The 20,284-nt window shown below is 71.1% G+C and carries 21 protein-coding genes; 19 read left to right on the plus strand and 2 right to left on the minus strand.

Annotation, left to right across the window (positions count from 1 at the left end; all coding sequences use genetic code 11):
- Positions 1-31: 31 nt before the first annotated feature.
- The 15 genes from ftsZ (at position 32) to J2X46_RS14325 (ending at position 15,312) form a co-directional block, all read left to right on the plus strand.
- On the plus strand, positions 32-1,240 hold the full coding sequence (gene ftsZ, locus J2X46_RS14255) for a cell division protein FtsZ (protein ID WP_310251619.1): 1,209 nt from the start codon (positions 32-34) through the stop codon (positions 1,238-1,240).
- Positions 1,237-1,989 carry a polyphenol oxidase family protein gene (locus J2X46_RS14260; RefSeq protein WP_310251620.1) on the plus strand — a complete coding sequence of 251 codons (753 nt, stop codon included), beginning with the start codon at positions 1,237-1,239 and terminating at the stop codon, positions 1,987-1,989. Before ftsZ ends, J2X46_RS14260 begins: the two co-directional genes overlap by 4 nt.
- Complete coding sequence (locus J2X46_RS14265; RefSeq protein WP_310251622.1) at positions 1,986-2,687, plus strand: YggS family pyridoxal phosphate-dependent enzyme; 702 nt, start codon at positions 1,986-1,988, stop codon at positions 2,685-2,687. Before J2X46_RS14260 ends, J2X46_RS14265 begins: the two co-directional genes overlap by 4 nt.
- A gap of 62 nt (positions 2,688-2,749) precedes the next feature.
- On the plus strand, positions 2,750-3,235 hold the full coding sequence (locus J2X46_RS14270) for a cell division protein SepF (protein ID WP_310251624.1): 486 nt from the start codon (positions 2,750-2,752) through the stop codon (positions 3,233-3,235).
- A 14-nt stretch (positions 3,236-3,249) separates the two neighbouring features.
- Positions 3,250-3,540, plus strand: coding sequence for a YggT family protein (locus J2X46_RS14275; protein ID WP_310251625.1), 291 nt, complete (start codon positions 3,250-3,252; stop codon positions 3,538-3,540).
- A gap of 105 nt (positions 3,541-3,645) precedes the next feature.
- Positions 3,646-4,404, plus strand: a complete 759-nt coding sequence (locus J2X46_RS14280; protein WP_310251627.1) for a DivIVA domain-containing protein — start codon at positions 3,646-3,648, stop codon at positions 4,402-4,404.
- 160 nt (positions 4,405-4,564) lie between these two features.
- Positions 4,565-5,557 (plus strand): TraR/DksA C4-type zinc finger protein, encoded by a 993-nt coding sequence (locus J2X46_RS14285; RefSeq protein ID WP_310251629.1) that lies wholly within the window; start codon positions 4,565-4,567, stop codon positions 5,555-5,557.
- On the plus strand, positions 5,530-6,117 hold the full coding sequence (gene lspA, locus J2X46_RS14290) for a signal peptidase II (RefSeq protein WP_310251631.1): 588 nt from the start codon (positions 5,530-5,532) through the stop codon (positions 6,115-6,117). Before J2X46_RS14285 ends, lspA begins: the two co-directional genes overlap by 28 nt.
- Before the next feature lie 10 nt (positions 6,118-6,127).
- The gene (locus J2X46_RS14295) at positions 6,128-7,066 is read left to right on the plus strand and encodes an RluA family pseudouridine synthase (RefSeq protein ID WP_310251632.1); all 939 of its coding nucleotides are present in this window, start codon (positions 6,128-6,130) and stop codon (positions 7,064-7,066) included.
- 7 nt (positions 7,067-7,073) lie between these two features.
- Entirely contained in the window at positions 7,074-7,781 is a 708-nt protein-coding gene (locus J2X46_RS14300; protein WP_310251634.1) for a GNAT family N-acetyltransferase, read from the plus strand.
- Position 7,782: 1 nt separating this feature from the next.
- Entirely contained in the window at positions 7,783-8,295 is a 513-nt protein-coding gene (locus tag J2X46_RS14305) for a DUF6886 family protein (protein ID WP_397214462.1), read from the plus strand.
- 121 nt (positions 8,296-8,416) lie between these two features.
- A complete protein-coding gene (locus tag J2X46_RS14310; protein ID WP_310251638.1) occupies positions 8,417-9,379 on the plus strand; it encodes a DUF2332 domain-containing protein in 963 nt (320 codons plus the stop codon).
- A 138-nt stretch (positions 9,380-9,517) separates the two neighbouring features.
- The gene (gene dnaE / locus J2X46_RS14315; protein WP_310251639.1) at positions 9,518-13,066 is read left to right on the plus strand and encodes a DNA polymerase III subunit alpha; all 3,549 of its coding nucleotides are present in this window, start codon (positions 9,518-9,520) and stop codon (positions 13,064-13,066) included.
- Entirely contained in the window at positions 13,063-13,626 is a 564-nt protein-coding gene (locus J2X46_RS14320; protein WP_310251640.1) for a hypothetical protein, read from the plus strand. The genes dnaE and J2X46_RS14320 overlap by 4 nt, the downstream gene beginning before the upstream one ends.
- Positions 13,627-13,695: 69 nt before the next feature.
- Positions 13,696-15,312: a DUF3352 domain-containing protein gene (locus tag J2X46_RS14325; protein ID WP_310251642.1), complete on the plus strand. Its 1,617-nt coding sequence runs from the start codon at positions 13,696-13,698 to the stop codon at positions 15,310-15,312.
- Positions 15,313-15,323: 11 nt separating this feature from the next.
- Here the strand turns inward: J2X46_RS14325 and ybaK are convergent, their stop codons facing one another.
- Positions 15,324-15,815: a Cys-tRNA(Pro) deacylase gene (gene ybaK, locus J2X46_RS14330; protein WP_310251644.1), complete on the minus strand. Its 492-nt coding sequence runs from the start codon at positions 15,813-15,815 to the stop codon at positions 15,324-15,326.
- A 2-nt stretch (positions 15,816-15,817) separates the two neighbouring features.
- Positions 15,818-16,483: an LON peptidase substrate-binding domain-containing protein gene (locus tag J2X46_RS14335; RefSeq protein ID WP_310251646.1), complete on the minus strand. Its 666-nt coding sequence runs from the start codon at positions 16,481-16,483 to the stop codon at positions 15,818-15,820.
- A 94-nt stretch (positions 16,484-16,577) separates the two neighbouring features.
- Here J2X46_RS14335 and hisD point away from each other — a divergent pair, with 94 nt between their 5' ends.
- Genes hisD through hisH form a run of 4 tightly spaced genes read left to right on the plus strand, consistent with a single transcriptional unit; the run spans position 16,578 to position 20,261 of the window.
- The gene (gene hisD, locus J2X46_RS14340; RefSeq protein ID WP_310252074.1) at positions 16,578-17,885 is read left to right on the plus strand and encodes a histidinol dehydrogenase; all 1,308 of its coding nucleotides are present in this window, start codon (positions 16,578-16,580) and stop codon (positions 17,883-17,885) included.
- A complete protein-coding gene (locus J2X46_RS14345; protein WP_310251648.1) occupies positions 17,882-19,021 on the plus strand; it encodes a histidinol-phosphate transaminase in 1,140 nt (379 codons plus the stop codon). Before hisD ends, J2X46_RS14345 begins: the two co-directional genes overlap by 4 nt.
- Complete coding sequence (gene hisB, locus J2X46_RS14350; protein ID WP_310251649.1) at positions 19,018-19,626, plus strand: imidazoleglycerol-phosphate dehydratase HisB; 609 nt, start codon at positions 19,018-19,020, stop codon at positions 19,624-19,626. Before J2X46_RS14345 ends, hisB begins: the two co-directional genes overlap by 4 nt.
- Positions 19,623-20,261, plus strand: coding sequence for an imidazole glycerol phosphate synthase subunit HisH (gene hisH, locus J2X46_RS14355; protein WP_310251651.1), 639 nt, complete (start codon positions 19,623-19,625; stop codon positions 20,259-20,261). The genes hisB and hisH overlap by 4 nt, the downstream gene beginning before the upstream one ends.
- Positions 20,262-20,284 lie beyond the last annotated feature (23 nt).

Genomic DNA, 20,284 nt, shown 5'->3' on the forward strand with positions numbered 1-20,284 from the left:
ACAGACCCACTCGAAGGAAGGCCCTGGAGCCGTGGCAGCAGCGCAGAACTACCTGGCGATCATCAAGGTCGTGGGCATTGGTGGAGGTGGCGTCAACGCCGTCAACCGGATGATCGAGGTCGGCCTCAAGGGCGTCGAGTTCATCGCGATCAACACCGACGCCCAGGCCCTGCTCATGAGCGACGCCGACGTCAAGCTCGACATCGGCCGTGAGCTCACCCGTGGACTCGGTGCCGGCGCCAACCCCGAGGTGGGTGCCAAGGCGGCCGAGGACCACGCCGACGAGATCGAAGAGGTCATCAAGGGCGCCGACATGGTGTTCGTGACTGCCGGCGAGGGCGGCGGCACCGGCACCGGCGGCGCGCCCGTCGTGGCCCGCATCGCCCGCTCGCTTGGCGCCCTGACCATCGGTGTCGTGACGCGGCCGTTCGCCTTCGAGGGCCGCCGTCGCGCCAACTCCGCGGAGGAGGGCATCAGCCAGCTCCGCGAGGAGGTCGACACCCTCATCGTGATCCCCAACGACCGGCTGCTGTCGATCTCCGACCGCAACGTCTCGGTCCTCGACGCCTTCAAGCAGGCCGACCAGGTGCTGCTCCAGGGTGTCTCCGGCATCACCGACCTGATCACCACGCCGGGCCTGATCAACCTCGACTTCGCCGACGTGAAGTCCGTGATGGCCAACGCCGGCTCCGCCCTGATGGGCATCGGCTCGGCGCGCGGCGAGGACCGCGCGGTCGCCGCCGCGGAGATGGCGGTCTCCAGCCCGCTCCTCGAGGCCAGCATCGAGGGCGCGCACGGCGTGCTGCTCTCCATCGCCGGTGGCTCCGACCTCGGTCTCTTCGAGATCAACGAGGCCGCCGCCCTGGTGTCGCAGGCCGCCCACGCCGAGGCCAACATCATCTTCGGTGCGACCATCGACGACGCCCTCGGCGACGAGGTCCGGGTGACCGTGATCGCGGCCGGATTCGACGGCGGCATGCCCAAGCGCCGTTCCGACGGCAACGTGCTGCGCCAGAACCAGCCGGCGCAGACCCAGGAGCAGACCCGCGCGGCCGCGCAGCAGATCGCCTCCCAGGCGCCCGCGGCGCCTGCGACGAGCACGGCACCGTCGGTGCCCGCTCCGGCGACGTTCAACCCCTCGCCCCCGGAGGGCCAGCCCGCGGCGCCCGCCCAGCCGCGTCAGACCAAGCAGGTCCAGTTCGACGACGACGACCTGGACGTCCCCGACTTCCTGAAGTGAGCGTCTCTGACGCGACGGGCCTGCTGCGCCACCGCGACCGGATCGAAGGCGACCTCGTGATCGAGGTCGCCTTCACCGACGTCTCCCTCAGCCTCGGCGACGCTGCTCCTGCCGAGGACCGCGATCACGCCCTCGCCACGTTCGCCGGGGTGGCGGGCGCGCTGCCGGTGACGATGGTCCAGGTCCACGGCGCAGAGGTCGCGCACGTGGACCTTCCTCGCACGTGGGACGAGCGGCCCACGTGCGACGCCCTCATCACGTCGCGGCCGGGGCTGGCCCTGCTCGCCCGCGCCGCCGACTGCGTGCCGGTCCTCCTCGCCGATCCCGCGACGGGATGGGTCGCAGCCGCGCACGCGGGTCGCCCCGGACTTGCGGCGGGGGTGGTCCCGGCGACCATCGCCGCCCTGCGCGAGCAGGGTGCCGACCCGAGCATCGCGTGGATCGGGCCGCACGTCTGCGGGGCGTGCTACGAGGTGCCGGCCGACCTCCAGGAGGAGGTGGCTGCCCTCGTGCCCGAGTCGCGATCGACCACCTCGTGGGGCACGCCCGCGCTCGACCTCGGCGCAGGTGTGCGGGCGCAGCTCGCCGCAGCGGGGATCGCCGACGTCCGCGCGGTCGGCACCTGCACCCGTGAGGACGCCAGCTGGCCGTCGTACCGCCGCGACGGTGCTGCGGCCACGCGCTTCGCCGGCGCGATCTGGGTCGAGCACACGCCTGCGTGGCTTGAGCGGAAGCAGTCGTCCAGGTGACCGCGCGCCGCGACGAGCTCGCCGCCAACCTCGATGCCGTACGACGTCGCATCGCGGCCGCCTGCGAAGAGGCCGGCCGCGCCGCCGACGACGTCTCCCTCGTCGTGGTGACCAAGTTCTTCCCGGCCTCCGACGTGCGCCTGCTCGCCGACCTCGGCGTCACCGACGTGGGGGAGAACCGCCACCAGGAGGCCGAGGCCAAGGCCGCGGAGTGCGCCGACCTCGGGCTGCGCTGGCACTTCATCGGCGGGCTCCAGTCCAACAAGGCAGCGGCCGTCGCGTCCTACGCCGACGTCGTCGAGTCCCTCGACCGCGCCAAGCTGGTCGGCCCGCTGTCCCGCGGCGCGCACGCGCGCTCGCACGAGGTCGACGTGCTGCTCCAGGTCAGCCTCGACCCGCCCGGTGCCGAGCACCGCTCGGGCGCGTCGCCCGACGACCTCGCCGATCTGGCGGGTCGGGTGGCGGAGGCCGGCATGCTCCGGCTGCGCGGCCTGATGGCGGTCGCGCCGCTCGGCGAGGATCCCGACGCGGCCTTCTCGCGGCTGGCGGCGATCCGCGACGAGTTCGTGCGCGCCCACCCCGACGCCACCGTGCTCTCGGCCGGGATGAGCGGCGACCTGGAGGCCGCGATCACCCGCGGTGCGACACACGTGCGTGTCGGCTCCGCGGTCCTCGGTGAGAGGCCTTCTGTCCAGTAATGTCGACAACGACCCACCTGGTGTCCGGGACCGGCCACCCTGTCTAGCGGAGGATCTGTCTCATGAGCGGCGCGATGCGCAAGATCGGCGAGTACCTCGGCCTGCTCGAGGACACCGGCCACTACGACGAGTACGACGGCGACACCGAGGCCACGACCCAGGACGCCGTCGACCAGCGTCCGGTCGCCCGCGAGCGTCGCCCTGCCCCTGTGTCCGACCTCGCCGAGCGCCGTCGTCCGGCCTCGGTCCAGACAGGAGTCGTGGCCGAGTTGAGCCGCATCACCACCCTGCACCCCCGCAACTACAACGAGGCGCGTCTCGTCGGTGAGAACTACCGCGACGGCACCCCCGTGATCATGAACCTCAGCGAGATGGACGACAACGACGCCAAGCGCCTCGTCGACTTCGCCGCCGGCCTCATCTTCGCCACCCGTGGCTCGATCGAGCGGGTGACCAACAAGGTCTTCCTGCTCTCGCCGCCCAACGTGGCGATCTCCGCGGAGGACAAGGAGCGGATGGCCGAGGACGGCTTCTTCAACCAGAGCTGATCAATACTTCAGTCGTGGTGATCTTCGGTTCCATCCTCTGGTACGTCCTCTTCATCTTCATCGGCCTGCTCTGGGTCCGGTTCATCGTGGACTGGGTCCAGGTGTTCGCGCGCCAGTGGGAGCCGCGTGGCCCGCTGCTCGTCGCACTGGAGGGCGTCTACTCCGCGACCGACCCGCCGATCATGGCGCTGCGCCGCGTGATTCCGCCGCTGCGGATCGGCTCGGTCGCCCTCGACCTGAGCTTCCTGCTGGTGATGGTGGCAGCATGGCTCCTGCTCAGGGTGGTGGAGACCATCTTCCTGTAAGAACCATCCGTCACACGGGTCACTGTGCCCCGTAGGACTCCGGGCGCTATTGTCTCCTGACAGCAGAGCCACCGTGTCAACGATCGTGAAAGTTTGGGTGAGGTCATGCCGCTGACGCCTGAGGACGTGAGCAACAAGCGCTTTACACCTGTCCGACTCCGTGAGGGGTACGACATGGGCGAGGTGGACCAGTTCCTCGACGAGGTCGAGGCCGAGCTCGCACGGCTCACCAAGGAGAACGACGACCTGAGGTCGAAGCTGTCCGCTGCTCAGTCCGGTGGCGGGTCCGCACCGGCTACTACGTCGTTTGCCGCACCCGCCGCTCCCGAGCCGGAGCCCGAGCCGGAGCCCGAGCCCGAGCCGGAGCCCGAGCCCATCGCGGCCGCTCCCGTGGCTGCTCCCGTGCAGACGATGCGCGTCGAGACCGTGGCCGACGCCTCCAACGCCGCCGCGCGCCTCCTGGAGATCGCGACCCGCAACGCCGACGAGCTCGTCGAGGACGCCAAGAACGAGGCCGACCGCATCGTCGGCGCCGCCCGCACCAAGGCCGAGCGCCTCGAGGGCGAGTCGAAGACGAAGGCCGACCGCATGGAGGCCGACGCCCGCCAGCGTTCGCAGATGCTCGACTCCGAGACCGCCGAGCGCCGCCAGCAGATGTTCGGTGACCTGGAGAAGGAGCGCGACAAGCTCAACAGCGACGTCGAGACCCTCCGCCAGTTCGAGCGCGAGTACCGCTCGCGCCTGAAGACCTACTTCACCCAGCAGCTCGAGGCGCTGGCCAACGGGTCGGAGAGCCAGGCTCCCGTCGACAGCGCCAACGCGCCCAAGCGCCTGCGCTCCGTGCTCGGCGACGACGAGGGCTGAGCTTCGAACAGGCCTGTGAAAAGCGAGAACGACCGCCCCTGAGGGTGGTCGTTCTCGCATTTCGGCGAGCCGATGTTGGGTTCGGTCGGTGGCAGCGGCTAACCTCCGTGCCACCGTGTGGTTTCCACCACACCCGATGCACGGCTGGAGGCCCTCGGAGATGGCTGGCACGACGCGCAAGTCCCTGGCTGGCACCGCTGCCGCAGCCGCGAAGCGGGTGATCGGTCGCCGCGGTGCAGCGGGCGGGTCCACGGCGAAGAAGGCCGCGACCAAGGCGCCTGCCGCCAAGGCCGCTCCGGCGAAGAAGGCCGCAGCGACGAAGGCGGCTCCGGCCAAGAAGACCGCACCCGCCAAGAAGGCTGCCGCCAAGGCGCCCGCGAAGAAGGCGGCGCCCGCGAAGAAGGCGGCTCCCGCGAAGAAGGCGGCTCCCGCCAAGAAGGCAGCCGCCAAGGCGCCCGCGAAGAAGGCGGCTCCGGCCAAGAAGGCGGCTCCCGCCAAGAAGGCCGCCGCCAAGAAGGCCGCCGCCAAGAAGGCCGCTCCGGCCAAGAAGGCCGCTGCCAAGGCTCCGGCCACCAAGACCGCCCCCGCCACCAAGGCGACCACGGCGAAGAAGGCTCCCGCGAAGAAGGCACCTGTGACCAAGGCTCCCGCCAAGAAGGCGGCCGCGGCGACCGCGACCGCTCCCGCCACCCGCACTGCGACGGTGGCGAAGGCCCCAGCGAAGAAGGCAGCCACGAAGGCGCCTCGCAAGGCCACCCCTGCCACCCTCGTCGTGCTCGACGGGGAGGATCCCTGGACCCGCGCCGAGCTCAACGAGGTCGTCAAGGAGCTCAAGGAGCACCAGGAGCGGCTCGCCACCTCGGTCGGGCAGGCCGAGGCCGAGCTCGCCGGCCTGATGCGCGACGCGGGCGACGGTGCCGGGCAGGACCAGGCCGACGTCGGCGCCACGAGCTTCGAGCGCGACCACGAGCTCACCGTCCTGGCCAAGGAGCGGGAGACCCTCCTGCAGATCGAGCGGGCGCTGGCCCACATCGATGACGGCTCCTACGGCGTCTGTGACTCCTGCGGCAACCCCATCGGCAAGAATCGGTTGATGGCGGTGCCGCATGCCACACTGTGCATGTCATGCAAGCAGCGCGAGGAGCGTCGCTGAACCCCAGCGACCCGGTCGATCACGACCCAGCCAGCCGACGGCTCGACGCGCGGCTGGTCTTCGCCGCGGTGGGAGTGCTGGCCTATGCCCTGGACCTCGGGTCCAAGGAGTGGGCGATGCGGGCCCTCGCCGACGGCGACGTACCCCTGCTCGGTGACTGGTTCACCCTGCACCTGACCTTCAACCCGGGTGCGGCCTTCAGCACCGGCACCGACTTCACCATCGTGTTCACCTGCCTGGCCATGCTGGCGGTCGTGGTGGTGCTGTGGCTGAGCCGGCGGGTCCGCTCGACCGGCTGGGCCGTCGCGCTGGGCCTGCTGCTCGGCGGTGTGGGGGGCAACCTCACCGACCGCATCGTGCGCGAGCCGGAGCCGTTCCACGGCCACGTGGTCGACTTCCTGATGCTGCCCAACTGGCCGGTCTTCAACGTCGCCGACATGTGCATCAACGTCGCGGCCGGGCTGATCATCCTCCAGACGTTCCGCGGGGTCGCCCTGGACGGCACGCGCGACCGTGACCGCGACACCGACTCCGCTCCGGCCGCGGATCCCGAGCAGTGAGCGGGGCGGCATGAGCACCCGCACCGAGCAGCGCACCGTGTTCGTCCCCGACGGCCTCGCCGGCGAGCGGGTCGACGCCGCGATGGCACGGATGTTCGGCTTCTCGCGCACCAAGGCCGCCGACCTGATCACCGAGGGCCTGGTGCAGGTCGACGGCGCGACTGTCGGCAAGAGCGACCGGGTCCACGCCGGGTCGATGCTCGACGTGACGATCCCCGCCGAGACCGACCCCCTCGAGGTCGTCCCGGAGATCGTCGAGGGCATCCGGATCATCCACGACGACGACGCCATCGTGGTGATCGACAAGCCCGTGGGCGTGGCCGTGCACCCCTCGCCCGGGTGGAAGGGACCCACCGTCGTCGGCCACCTCGCCGGTGCCGGTTTCCGGATCTCCACCTCCGGCGCCAAGGAGCGCGAGGGCATCGTCCAGCGGCTCGACGTCGGCACGTCCGGCGTGATGGTCATCGCCAAGTCCGAGCACGCCTACTCGGTGCTGAAGAACGCCTTCCGCCACCGCACGGTCGACAAGACCTACCACGCGCTCGTGCAGGGCCACCCCGACCCGCTGGCCGGCACGGTGGACGCCCCGATCGGCCGCCACCCCGCCCACGACTACAAGTTCGCGGTGATGGCCGACGGTCGGCACAGCGTCACCCACTACGAGACCCTCGAGGCGCACCGCTTCGCCAGTCTGCTCGAGATCCACCTCGAGACCGGTCGCACCCACCAGATCCGGGTGCACATGAGCGCGCTCAAGCACCCGTGCGTGGGCGACCTGACCTACGGTGCCGACCCCTCGCTCGCGAAGCGCGTCGGCCTCCAGCGGCAGTGGCTGCACGCGATGCGCCTGGGCTTCGACCACCCCGAGACCGGCGACTACGTCACCTACGAGTCCACCTACCCCGACGACCTCGCCCACGCGCTCGAGGTCATCCGCGACGAGCACTGACCCGACCGTGACCGGCCTCGCGCTCCGCCCCGCCCTCGCGGGCGACCTCGACCAGGTGGCGGAGGTGCACCTCGCTGCTCGGGAGGCCGCCGAGCCGGCCATGCCCCGCGGCGTGCACACCCCTGACCAGGTGCGCGCCTGGGTCGCCGGCTGGGACCTGACGTCGTACGACGTGTGGCTGGCCGAGGACGGTGGCGAGGTCGTCGGCTACGCCCGCTCCACGCCCACCTGGCTCGACGACCTCTACGTCCTCCCGCAGGCACAGGGTCGCGGCGTCGGCTCGGCGCTCTTCGACCTCGTCGCGGCACAGCGCCCGGACGGCTTCTGCCTGTGGGTCTTCGAGTCCAACCAGCCTGCCCGCGACTTCTACCGCCACCGTGGGTGCCTCGAGCTCGAGCGCACCGACGGCTCGGGCAACGAGGAGCACGCTCCCGACATCCGCGTCGCGTGGCCGGGCTCGGACCCGCTGGCCTTCCTGCGGGGGCTGATCGACGACACCGACCTCGTGCTCGGCGACGTCCTCGCCCGCCGTACGGCGCTGACCCGCGCCGTGCAGGCCGTCAAGCCGTCGGCCGATCGCGACCCCGCCCGCGAGGCCGAGATCGTGCGCCGCGTCGCGGCGGTCGTCCCCGAGCTCGGCGAGGAGCGGGTCGCCCGCATCGTCGACGTGATCATCGCCGAGTCCCTCGACGCCGCCAGCCACGACCGGTCCTGACGTGCTGCCGGCGCCGGGGGAGCTCCTCCACTTCAGCGAGGACCCCACAATCCGGCACTTCGTGCCGCACGTCGCGGCGACGGCCCAGCAACCCGAGGCCTACGTCTGGACCGTCGACGCGCTCAACAGCCCGTGCTACTGGTTCCCGCGCCAGTGCCCGCGGGTGTGCGCGTGGGGCGACGGCGTGCCGCGGGTGCACGCGGTGGAGGAGGCCTGGCTCTCCACGATGCAGGCGACCACGCTCTACGCCTACCGGTTCGCCGCCGCGGACTTCGAGCCGTTCGGCGAGCGACCGCACGCGCACGTCGCGACCCACCCGGTCACGCCGCTCGGCCCGCCGGTCGAGGTCCGCGACCTCGTCGGGCTGCACGAGGCGCACGGCATCGAGCTCCGGGTGCTGGCCGCGCTCGAGGACCACTTCGCCGGCATCCGCGACGCCGGGCTGGAGTTCTCCGGCATCCGGATGGGCAACGCCAGCATCGGCCCCGACGGGCCGTTCCCGACCCGCCGATGACGCTGGCGGCCGACTTGTCAGGCTCTCGCTGAACATGTCGGCCCTTGCACGGCCTGACATGTTCAGCGATCCCCGGTCAGCCGGGGATCGCTGACGAGGGCGCAGCGGGCAGTATGGCCCCGTGCTGCTGTACGACGACGTGATCGAGGAGTACCGCGACTTCGCCACCTACGCCGCCGGCGACTCGCCGTGCTTCGAGGCGTGGGCGCTCGGCGTCACCGAGGACGAGGAGGTCCTGGCGTGGCTGGGCACGCTGCCGCCGGTCAAGCGCCAGCCCAACCTCGTCTTCGCGGCCGCCCGCTGGCACGGCGCTCCCGCGCCCGGAGGGTACGACGGCCTGCGACAGGTCCTGCTCGACCACGAGCCGGAGGTCCGGGAGACCGTCATGGCGCGGGCCACCCAGACCAACGAGGCGGGCCGCCTCGCCACGCTGGCGCCGGTGCTCGCCCTGGTCGAGGGACCGCTCGCGCTCATCGAGGTCGGGGCGAGCGCCGGGCTGTGCCTGTTCCCGGACCGCTACGACTACGCCTGGCCGCCGGTCGGCGAGCTGCGGGGGAGCGGCGGACCGCTCCTGACCGCGCAGGTCACCGGGCCGCTGCCGGTGCCGAGCGCCCACCCCGAGGTCGCCTGGCGCGGCGGGGTCGACCTCAACCCCCTCGACGTCACCGACCCCGACGCGATGGCCTGGCTGGAGAACCTGGTCTGGCCCGAGCAGGACGAGCGGCGCGAGCGGCTGCGCGCCGCCGTCGACGTGGCCCGTCAGGACCCGCCCGCCCTGGTGCGCGGCGACCTGTTCGACCACCTCCCCGGCCTGCTCGAGACGGCCGCGCCCCACGGCACGCCGGTCGTCCTCCACTCCGCCGTCATCGCCTACCTCGAGCAGCCCGCCCGCGAGCGCTTCCACGACCTGATGACGGGCCTCGTGGCAGAGGGGCGCTGCCACTGGATCAGCAACGAGGGGCGACGGGTGCTGCCCCGCGTCACGGGCGACCGGGAGGTCCCCTCGGGGCGCTTCGTGACCGCGCTCGACGGCGTACCCCTGGCGTGGAGCCACGGCCACGGGCACGCGATCGACTGGCAGTGAGCGCGGCTCGGAGGAGCGCGAGTGTCTTGTCGGTGGGGCCGTGCACACTGACGTAGGCTGACTGCTCTTCCCCCTCTCCGCTGCGCAGTCAGCATCCCCTGTCCCAGCGACCCCATGAAAGGTGCGGAAGTCTCCTCCATGTCGGCCGGCGCCACAGACAACTTCGTGCATCTGCACGTGCACACCGAGTACTCCATGCTCGACGGGGCGTCCCTGCTCGACGGCCTGTTCGCCCGCACCAGCGAGCTCGGCATGCCGGCCATCGCGATGACCGACCACGGCAACCTGCACGGCGCCTACGACTTCTACAGCAAGGCCAGGCGCCACGGCGTCAAGCCGATCATCGGCATCGAGGCCTACCTCACCCCCGGCACCGCGCGCGGGGAGCGGCGCCGCATCCGGTGGGGCAAGGGAGACCTGGCCGAGGAGGGCGGCAAGGACGTCGCCGGTGGCGGCGCCTACACCCACATGACGATGTGGGCCGAGACGACGGAGGGCATGCACAACCTCTTCCGCCTCGCCAGCCTGGCCAGCATCGAGGGCTACTACTACAAGCCCCGCATGGACCGTGAGCTGCTCCAGCAGTACTCCAAGGGCATCATCGCCAGCACCGGCTGCCTCTCCGGCGAGATCCAGACCCGCCTGACCCTGGGCCAGTACGACGAGGCCCTCCGCGCGGCCGGCGAGTTCCAGGACATCTTCGGCAAGGACAACTTCTTCCTCGAGCTGATGGACCACGGCATCGCCGCCGAGCGGGCCACCCGCGACGACCTGGTCAGGATCGCGAAGACGCTCGACCTGCCGACCATCGTCACCAACGACACCCACTACACCAACCCCGAGGACGCCGACGGCCAGGACGCCCTCATCTGCGTCGCGTCCGGCAAGCGGCTCTCCGACACCAACCGCCTCAAGTTCGACGGCGGTGGCTACTACATCAAGTCGGCCGCCGAGATGCGCGAGCTGTGGTCGGAGTTCCCCGACGGCTGCGACAACACCCTCGCCATCGCCGAGCGGTGCAACGTCGAGTTCACCGAGTCGACCGGCGGCTACATGGCGCGCGCCGACGTGCCTGAGAGCGAGACCGAGGAGAGCTGGTTCCGCAAGGAGGTGTGGCGCGGCATCGAGCAGCGCTACCCCGGCGAGCGGCTGAACCAGGAGGTCCGGGACCGCGTCGAGATGGAGCTCGGCGTCATCTCGCAGAAGGGCTACTGCGGCTACTACCTCGTGGTCGCCGACTTCATCCAGTGGTCCAAGCGCAACGGGATCCGCGTGGGTCCGGGCCGCGGCTCGGGCGCGGGCTCGATCGCGGCCTACGCACTGAGCATCACCGACCTGTGCCCGCTGGAGCACGGCCTGTTCTTCGAGCGGTTCCTCAACCCCGAGCGCCCCTCGATGCCCGACTTCGACATCGACTTCGACGACGCCCGTCGCGGCGAGGTCATCAAGTACGTCACCGAGAAGTACGGCACCGAGCGCGTCGCCCAGATCGCGACGTTCGGCCGGCTGAAGTCCAAGGCGGCCATCAAGGACGCCGCGCGCGTGCTCGACCACGGCTTCGCGATCTCCGACCGCATCACCAAGGCGCTGCCGCCCGACGTGATGGGCAAGGGCGTCGCTCTCAAGGACATCTTCGACTCCACCCACAAGCGCTACGGCGAGGGTGGCGAGTTCCGCGCGCTGCACGACTCCGAGGCCGACGTCCGCACGATCTTCCACACCGCCCTCGGCCTCGAGGGCCAGATCCGCAACTGGGGCGTCCACGCGGCCGGCGTGATCATGTCGAGCGCGCCCATCATCGACGTCGTACCCATCATGGCGCGGCCGCAGGACGGCGCGATCATCACCCAGTTCGACTACCCGATGTGCGAGTCGCTCGGGCTGGTCAAGATGGACTTCCTCGGCCTGTCCAACCTCCGGATCCTCGAGGACGCGCTCGCCAACATCAAGGCCAACCGCGACCTCGACGTGGTCCTGGAGGAGCTGCCGTTCGACGACCGGCCGACCTACGAGCTGATGGGGCGCGGCGACACGCTCGGCGTCTTCCAGCTCGATGGTTCGGGCATGCGCTCGCTGCTGCGCTCGATGCAGCCCGACGTCTTCGCCGACATCACGGCCGTCTCCGCGCTCTACCGCCCCGGCCCGATGGGTGCCGACTCCCACAACAAGTACGCCCGCCGCAAGAACGGCCGCGAGCCGATCGAGCCGATCCACCCGGCCCTCGCCGAGGCGCTCGAGCCGGTGTTGGGGGAGACCTACGGCCTGATCGTCTACCAGGAGCAGGTGATGGCGATCGCCCAGGTGCTGGCCGGCTTCACCCTGGGCGCCGCCGACAACCTCCGTCGCGCGATGGGCAAGAAGAAGAAGGAGGAGCTCGACAAGCAGTACGCCGGCTTCCAGGCCGGCATGCTCGAGCGGGGCTTCCCGCAGGTCGCCATCGACAAGCTGTGGGAGATCCTGCTCCCGTTCTCCGACTACGCCTTCAACAAGTCGCACTCGGCCGCCTACGGCGTCATCACCTACTGGACCGCCTACCTCAAGGCCAACTACCCGACCGAATACATGGCCGCCCTCCTGACGTCCGTCAAGGACGACAAGGACAAGATGGCGATCTACCTCAACGAGTGCCGCCGGATGAAGATCCAGGTGCTCCCGCCCGACGTCAACGAGTCCCACGCCAACTTCACGCCCGTCGGCCACGACATCCGCTTCGGCCTGACGGCCGTGCGCAACGTCGGCCACAACGTCGTCGTCGGCATCGCCGCCGCCCGCGAGGAGAAGGGCCGCTACGTCGACTTCAACGACTTCATGGAGAAGGTCCCGGCGCTGGTGTGCAACAAGCGCGTCGTGGAGTCGCTGATCAAGGCCGGCGCCTTCGACGACATGAAGCACAAGCGGCGGGCGCTGGTCGCGGTCCACGAGACGGCCGTCGACCAGTTCGTCGACCTCAAGAAGAACGAGGCGATCGGCCAGGACTCCCTCTTCGGCGGCCTCAGCGACGACGACGGCGGCTTCGGGGTCAGCGTGACGATCCCCGACATCGACGACTGGGACAAGATGACGCTGCTGAGCCACGAGCGGGAGATGCTCGGCCTCTACGTCTCCGACCACCCGCTCCTCGGCCTCGAGCACGTCCTCTCCCAGGGCACCGACTGCACCATCGGCCAGCTGATGCTCGACGAGGAGCGCGCGCACGGCTCGACCCTCACGGTCAGCGGCCTGATCACCTCGGTCCAGCGCAAGATCACCAAGCGTGGCGACCCGTGGGCCACGATCACGCTCGAGGACCTCGACGGCGCCATCGACGTGCTGCTGTTCCCCAGCTCGTACTCCCTCGCCTCGACGCTGCTGGTCGAGGACAACATCGTGCGGATCAAGGGCCAGCTCTCCCGCGACAAGGACCAGCCCGAGCTGCGCGCGCAGGAGGTCACCGCGCCGGACCTCTCCCAGGGCCCGACCGGCCCGGTGGTCATCAGCCTGCCGTCCACGCGCTGCACCCCGCCGGTCGTGGCGCAGCTGCGCGACGTGCTCGGCACCCACCCCGGCATGACCGAGGTGCAGCTCAAGCTGCTCACCCGCAGCTCGACCAAGGTGCTCAAGCTCGACGACAACCTGCGGGTCAGCCCGAGCCCGGCGCTGTTCGCCGACCTCAAGCAGCTGCTGGGGCCCGGGTGCCTGGCGGGGTGAGCGAGCAGCCGGTGCACGAGGTGGAGCCGCGCGTCTCGCGGTCCCTGCTCGTGCGGCTGGTCGTGGTCGTCGTCGCGTTCCTCGCCGCGGGAGCCGGAGCCGGTGTGCTCTGGGAGCGGCTGTGGCACGCGCCCGCGGGGGTGACCTACAAGGGCCACTGGTACATCGAGCCAGCCGGCCCCGACGTGTCGTTCCAGGGCATCGCGCTCTTCGTCCTGATCGCGTTCCCCCTCGGCATCCTGCTCGGGGTGCTGGTCGGCCTGTGGCGCGGCCACGAGACGGCGGTGGCCCTCACCGTGCTCGTGGCGGCCAGCGTGGCCGGGTTCGTGATGTACGCCGTCGGCAGCAGCCTCGGCCCGGCCGATCCGCAGGCCCTGGCCGCCGGCGCGGCCGACTACACCACCGACATCACCGGGGGCCTCGGGCTGACCGCTCCCGACCACGACCGGGTGCCGTGGCACTCGACGGCTCTGCTCGTCCTGCCGACCGGCGCGATGGCCGGTCTGGTCGTCACCTACCTGTTGTCCGGGAAGGGATTGGCCAGGCGTCCGCGCGGGTAGGCTACGCGCGACAAGACTGGGGATGTCCCGACGAGGGTCGGGACCCGTGCAACGGGGGATCTGAACGAGATGAGCACGACACCGGGTGGTCCGGAGTTCCTGGACACCACGGGGCCGGCCGACGCCGCGCCCACCAACGACAACCGCAAGCGCCTGACCGTCCTCGGCGCGCTCGGCGCGACCGCGGTCGTGGTGGCCGGAGGCGCCTGGGCCGCCACCAGCTTCTTCTCGACCGGCTCCCAGCCGGCCGAGGCGCTGCCCGACTCGACCGTGGCCTACTTCAGCATCGACCTCGACCCGAGCGGCGGCCAGAAGATCGAGGCCATCAAGACGCTGCGCAAGTTCCCGGGGTTCACCGACAAGATCAACCTCCAGACCGACGACGACCTGCGCGAGCGGCTCTTCGAGGAGATCACCAAGTCCGGTGCCTGCGAGGGCCTCGACTACGCCAAGGACGTCAAGCCGTGGCTCGGCTCGCGCGCCGCGATGGCCGCCGTCGACCTCGGTGAGGACCAGCCCGCCGCGGTGGGCGTCGTCCAGGTCACCGACAGCGCCAAGGCCGAGGACGGCATGGGCAAGCTCATCGACACGTGCGGCGGCGAGGGTGCCGACGGCGAGGTCGGCGGCTGGGTCGTCGACGGCGACTGGATGGTGATCTCCGAGACCAAGGAGATCGCGACCAAGGTCGTTGACGCGGCTGACAAGGGCTCGCTGGCCGACGACTCCGGCTTCGGCACCTGGACCGGCGAGGCCGGCGACGACGGCTTCATGTCCTTCTACGTCGCCAAGGGCGTCACCAAGTACGCCGAGGACCTCGGCGGCATGGGCGCGCTGATGGGCGACATGAGCGGCATGGGCACCGACCCGATGGCCGACGAGCAGGTGCCCGAGGAGCTCCAGCAGATGCTCGACGAGTTCGACGGTGCGGCCGCGACGGTCCGCTTCGACGACGGTGCGGTCGAGGTCGAGTACGCCATGTCCAACTACCAGAAGGACCTGACCAAGTACATGGAGAGCGACGAGGGCGTCTCCATGATCGGCGGGCTCCCCGACGACACCGTCGCGGCGTTCGGCCTGTCGCTGACCGACGGCTGGGGCGACGCGATGCTCGACTACGTCAAGAGCCTGGCGCCCGAGGACGCCGACTCGATCGACGAGCAGCTCGCGCAGTTCGAGGACGAGACCGGGCTGGCGTTCCCCGAGGACATCGAGACGCTGCTCGGCGACGGCATGACCGTCTCGCTCGGCAGCGGCATCGACCCCGACGCGATCGCCAACGGCGGTCCCGGCGAGGTCCCGGTCGGCATCACGATCAAGGGTGACGCCGGCGAGATCCAGGCCGTGCTCGACAAGATCGCCGCGCAGGTCCCGCCGGAGGCTGCGGAGTACATGAAGGTCTCCGAGGGTGACGGCTACGCCGTCGTCGCGCTGCAGGACGACTACCGCGGCAAGCTCGAGTCCGGCGGCGACCTGGGCGACACCGACGACTACAAGAAGGTCGTCGAGTCCGGCGACGCCCAGTCGGTGCTCTACGTCAACTTCGACGCCGACGACAACTGGCTGGTCCGGGTCACCGAGGACATGCCCGAGGTCAGCGAGAACCTCGAGCCGCTCTCGGCCTTCGGCATCAGCAGCTGGGTCGACGGCGACGTCATGCACGGCCAGCTCAAGCTGACCACCGACTGAGGTCGGTCAGCTCAACGCCCGATGGTGGCGGTCACCGCTCCGGTGGCCGCCATCAGGTCGTTCGGGGCCAGCTCGAGGTCGAAGCCGCGCCGGCCACCGGAGACCAGGATCGTGTCGTGGTCGAGCGCCGAGGCGTCGAGCACCGTCGGGTGCGCCCGCTTCTGGCCGATCGGCGAGATCCCGCCGGCGACGTACCCGGTGGCGCGCTCGGCGGCAGCCACCTCGGCCATCACCGCCTTGCTGCCGCCCAGCGCCCGGGCGAGCGCCTTGAGGTCGAGGTGCCCGGAGACCGGGACGATGCCGACCACCAGCTTGCCGTCGAGCGAGGCGAGCAGCGTCTTGAAGACCCGAGCCGGGTCCACGCCGAGTGCCTCGGCCGCCTCGAGTCCGTACGACGTCGTGCGCGGGTCGTGGTCGTAGGCCCGCACCTCGAACGCGATGCCGGCGGCAGTGAGCGCGACCGTGGCCGGGGTGCCGCCCGCGGCACGGGACTTCTTTGCCATCGTCAGTTCGGGGACCACGCGGTGCGCGCCACCTGGGTCGCGGGCAGCGACGGGATCACGTTGATGGCGCGCAGCTCGGCGGTCAGCAGCCGGGTGACCAGCTCGAGGCGCTCGGTGGCGTCGGTGGCCTCCAGCAGCGACTGCCGCTCGGCCATCGGCAGCGGGGCGAGCGCGGACAGGGTCCAGGCGAGGTAGTCGGGGTCGCGGGGGAGCGTCCCGCTGAACGGGTCACCCTGGAGCTCGGTCATCGCCACCCGGAACGCGGTGAAGGTCGCGCGCGCCCGGTCGAGCAGGTCCTGCGGGACGTCGACCTCGGGCTCGGCGATCACCTCGGCGACGCCCTGCGGGAACTCCTCGCCGCGCTGCATCTCCTCGAGCATCAGGCGCTCGCGCCCCACCGCGACGATGTCGAACGTGCCGTCGTCGCGACGGTCGACCTCGGTGAGCTGGAGGACGCACCCGACCCGGTAGACCGACTGCGCACCGTGGTCGCCGACCTCGTAGCCCTCGCGGATCGCGACGGTGCCGAAGACGCGCTGGGCGGGGTCCTCCACCTCGAGCAGGTGGCGCACGAGCATCCGGTAGCGGTCCTCGAAGACGTGCAGCGGCACGCTCATCCCGGGGAACACCACGGTGTTCAGCGGGAACATCGGCAGCTGGTCGCTCACACGACCAACCTAGCGACCAACCCGGCACCCGTGTCCACGCCTCGCGGTCGCCGTCGGGGCGCGCTGAGGCGGAACCTAGAATCGGGGCATGTCCTTGATCCGCCGCATCGACCTGAGGGGCGCCGACCCGGCGTCCGTCGACTACCGCGCGAGCGTGCCTCGCGCCGAGTTCGACGTCGAGGCCGCCACGCATCAGGTGCAGCCGATCATCGACGCCGTCCGGGCCCGGGGCGTCGAGGCGATCACGGAGTTCTCCGCCCGATTCGACGGCGTCGAGCGCGACGACATCGCGGTCCCGCGGGAGGCCCTCGAGACGGCGCTGGCCGAGCTCGACCCGGCGGTCCGCGCGGGCCTGGAGGAGTCGATCCGGCGCCTCCGCGCGACCTGTGCGGCCGAGCTCGAGCACGACGTGGTGAGCGAGGTCGCGCCCGGCGCCACGGTGACCCACCGCAAGGTGCCGATCGACCGGGTCGGCCTCTACGTCCCCGGCGGCCTGGCTCCGCTGGTCAGCAGCGTCGTGATGAACGTCGTACCTGCCCAGGTGGCGGGGGTGCGCTCGATCGCGCTGGCGAGCCCGCCGCAGAAGAACCGCGACGGCCTGCCCGAGCCCACGATCATGGCGGCGTGCGCGCTGCTCGGCGTGGACGAGGTGTACGCCGTCGGCGGTGCGCAGGCGATCGCGATGTTCGCCCACGGGGCAGGCCCCTGCGAGCGGGTCGACCTGGTCACCGGTCCGGGCAACATCTACGTCGCGGCCGCCAAGCGGCTGCTGCGCGGCGTCGTCGGCATCGACTCCGAGGCGGGTCCCACCGAGATCGCGATCCTCGCCGACGACAGCGCCGAGGCGTCCTACGTCGCGGCCGACCTGATCAGCCAGGCCGAGCACGACCCGATGGCCGCCTCGGTCCTGGTGACCGACTCGCTCGACCTCGCCGACGCGGTCGAGGCCGAGCTCGACAAGCAGGTCTACGCGACCCGCCACACCGAGCGGATCAGCACCGCGCTCGGGGGCCAGCAGTCGGGCATCGTGCTCGTCGACGACATGGACCAGGGCGTCGACGTCGTCAACGCCTACGCCGCCGAGCACCTCGAGATCCACACCCGCGACGCCGCGGCGCACGCCGGGCGGATCCGCAACGCCGGCGCGATCTTCGTCGGCCCGTGGGCGCCGGTGTCCCTGGGCGACTACTGCGCCGGGTCCAACCACGTCCTGCCGACCGCCGGGTGCGCCTGCCACTCCAGCGGCCTGTCGGTCCGCGCGTTCACCAAGTCGGTGCACGTCGTCGACTACTCCCAGTCCGCGCTGGCCGAGGTCGCCGACCACGTCGTCACCCTCGCCGAGGCCGAGGACCTGCCGGGCCACGGCCAGGCCGTGTCGGTGCGATTCGAGTCCGGGCGGTGACCGCGGCGTTCCCACCCCTGCGCGACGAGCTGCGGGGGATCGAGCCCTATGGCGCGCCGCAGCTGGACCTGCCCGTCCAGCTCAACGTCAACGAGAACCCCTACGGCCCGTCGCCGGAGGCCGCGGCCGACATCGCGCAGGCGGTGGGGGAGGCCGCGACGACGCTCAACCGCTACCCCGACCGCGAGTTCACCGAGCTGCGTGAGGGCCTGGCGGCCTACCTCAACACCTCCGGCGGCTCCGGGATCACCGCCGACATGGTGTGGGCGGCCAACGGGTCCAACGAGGTGATGCTCCAGCTCCTGCAGGCCTTCGGCGGGCCGGGCCGGTGCGCACTCTCGTTCGCGCCGACGTACTCGATGTATCCCGAGTACGCCCGCGACGCGGTCACCGAGTGGGTGACCGGCCACCGTGCCGAGGACTTCTCGCTCGACCTCGACGCCGCGCGCGAGCTGGTGCTCGAGCGGCGGCCGTCGGTGGTGCTGCTGCCGAGCCCGAACAACCCCACCGGCACGGCCCTGCCGCCGGAGGCGGTGGCGATGCTCTGCGAGGCCGCGGCGTCGTACGACCCGGGTGGGATCGTGGTGGTGGACGAGGCCTACGGCGAGTTCCGCAGGGCCGGCACACCGAGCGCGCTCGAGCTGCTGCCCGTGCACCGCAACCTCGTGGTCAGCCGCACGATGAGCAAGGCGTTCGCGCTGGCCGGGGCGCGGCTGGGCTACCTCGCCGCTGATCCCGCGATCTGCGACGCGATCCGCGTGGTGCGCCTGCCCTACCACCTCTCCGCCGTCACCCAGGCGACGGCGCTGGCCGCGCTGCGGCACGCGCCGGAGCTGCTCGGCAAGGTCGACGACCTGCGCGTCGAGCGCGACGCGACGGTGGCCTGGCTGCGCGAGCAGGGGCTCGAGGTCGCCGACTCCGACGCCAACTTCGCGCTGTTCGGCCGCCTCGCCGACCGGCACGCCGTGTGGCAGGGGCTGGTCGACCGGGGCGTGCTGATCCGCGAGACCGGACCCGACGGCTGGCTGCGCGTCTCGATCGGCACGGCCGACGAGATGGCAGCATTCAGGCAGGCACTGCTCGAGACAATGGAGACCGAGCAGGTCATCGGACGAGCAACGGAGGAGCGGGCATGAGCCGCACCGCGAAGATCGAGCGCACCACCAAGGAGTCCCAGGTCGAGGTCCAGGTCGACCTCGACGGCACGGGCCGCTCCGAGGTGTCCACCGGCGTGGGGTTCTACGACCACATGCTCGACGCCTTCGCCCGCCACTCGCTCGTCGACCTCGTCGTGCACACCAGCGGCGACACCCACATCGACGCCCACCACTCCGTCGAGGACACCGCGATCGTCCTCGGCCAGGCGCTGCGCGAGGCGCTCGGCGACAAGACCGGCATCCGCCGCTTCGGCGACGCCACGGTCCCGCTCGACGAGGCGATCGTGCAGGCCGTCGTCGACGTGTCCGGTCGCCCGTTCTGCGTGCACAGCGGTGAGCCCGAGGGCCAGCAGTACGTCGCGATCGGTGGCACCGGTGCCCCCTACATGGGCTCGCTGACGCGTCACGTCTTCGAGTCGATCTCCTTCCACGCCCACCTCGCCCTGCACGTGCGCGTGCTCGGCGGTCGCGACCCGCACCACATCGTCGAGGCGCAGTTCAAGGCCTTCGCGCGCGCCTTCCGCGACGCGGTCGCGATCGACCCGCGCGAGACCGGCGTACCGTCCACGAAGGGCGCTCTGTGACCGCTGAGGTCGTCGTCCTCGACTACGGCTCGGGCAACCTCCGCTCGGCCGTGCGGGCCGTCGAGCGGGCAGGCGCCTCGGTCACCCTGACCGGCGACTTCGACACCGCGCTGGCGGCCGACGGCCTCGTCGTGCCCGGCGTCGGGGCGTACGCCGCCTGCATGGCGGGCCTGCGCGCGATCAAGGGCGAGCGGATCATCGGTCGCCGGCTCGCCGGAGGACGCCCGGTCCTCGGCATCTGCGTCGGCATGCAGATCCTGTTCGCCGGTGGTGTCGAGCACGGCGTGGAGACCGACGGGTGCGACGAGTGGCCGGGTCTCGTCACCCGGCTCGAGGCCGACGTGGTCCCGCACATGGGCTGGAACACCGTCGAGGTGCCCGAAGGATCCTCGCTGTTCGCCGGCGTGGAGCAGGAGCGGTTCTACTTCGTCCACTCCTACGCCGCCCGCACCTGGGACCTCGTCACGAACGACCGCACCGCCGCGCCGCTGGTCACGTGGGCCGAGCACGGCGGCGACAAGTTCGTGGCGGCCGTGGAGAACGGTCCGCTGTCGGCCACGCAGTTCCACCCGGAGAAGTCCGGCGACGCCGGCGCCGCGCTGCTGCGCAACTGGGTCGACTCGCTGCGGCGCTGAAGGCCGAGTTTCCCCAGAAACTG

The sequence above is a fragment of the Nocardioides sp. BE266 genome (assembly GCF_031457855.1).
In the GTDB taxonomy this organism is placed as follows: domain Bacteria; phylum Actinomycetota; class Actinomycetes; order Propionibacteriales; family Nocardioidaceae; genus Nocardioides.

Excerpts from the sequence above, each read along its gene's own strand:
- J2X46_RS14270 (WP_310251624.1), top strand. The coding sequence starts at position 2,750 with ATGAGCGGCGCGATGCGCAAGATCGGCGAGTACCTCGGCCTGCTCGAG.
- lspA (WP_310251631.1), top strand. The coding sequence starts at position 5,530 with ATGCAAGCAGCGCGAGGAGCGTCGCTGAACCCCAGCGACCCGGTCGAT.
- hisB (WP_310251649.1), top strand. The coding sequence starts at position 19,018 with ATGAGCCGCACCGCGAAGATCGAGCGCACCACCAAGGAGTCCCAGGTC.
- J2X46_RS14325 (WP_310251642.1), top strand. The coding sequence starts at position 13,696 with ATGAGCACGACACCGGGTGGTCCGGAGTTCCTGGACACCACGGGGCCG.
- ybaK (WP_310251644.1), bottom strand. The coding sequence starts at position 15,815 with ATGGCAAAGAAGTCCCGTGCCGCGGGCGGCACCCCGGCCACGGTCGCG.
- J2X46_RS14295 (WP_310251632.1), top strand. The coding sequence starts at position 6,128 with ATGAGCACCCGCACCGAGCAGCGCACCGTGTTCGTCCCCGACGGCCTC.
- J2X46_RS14285 (WP_310251629.1), top strand. The coding sequence starts at position 4,565 with ATGGCTGGCACGACGCGCAAGTCCCTGGCTGGCACCGCTGCCGCAGCC.
- dnaE (WP_310251639.1), top strand. The coding sequence starts at position 9,518 with ATGTCGGCCGGCGCCACAGACAACTTCGTGCATCTGCACGTGCACACC.
- J2X46_RS14280 (WP_310251627.1), top strand. The coding sequence starts at position 3,646 with ATGCCGCTGACGCCTGAGGACGTGAGCAACAAGCGCTTTACACCTGTC.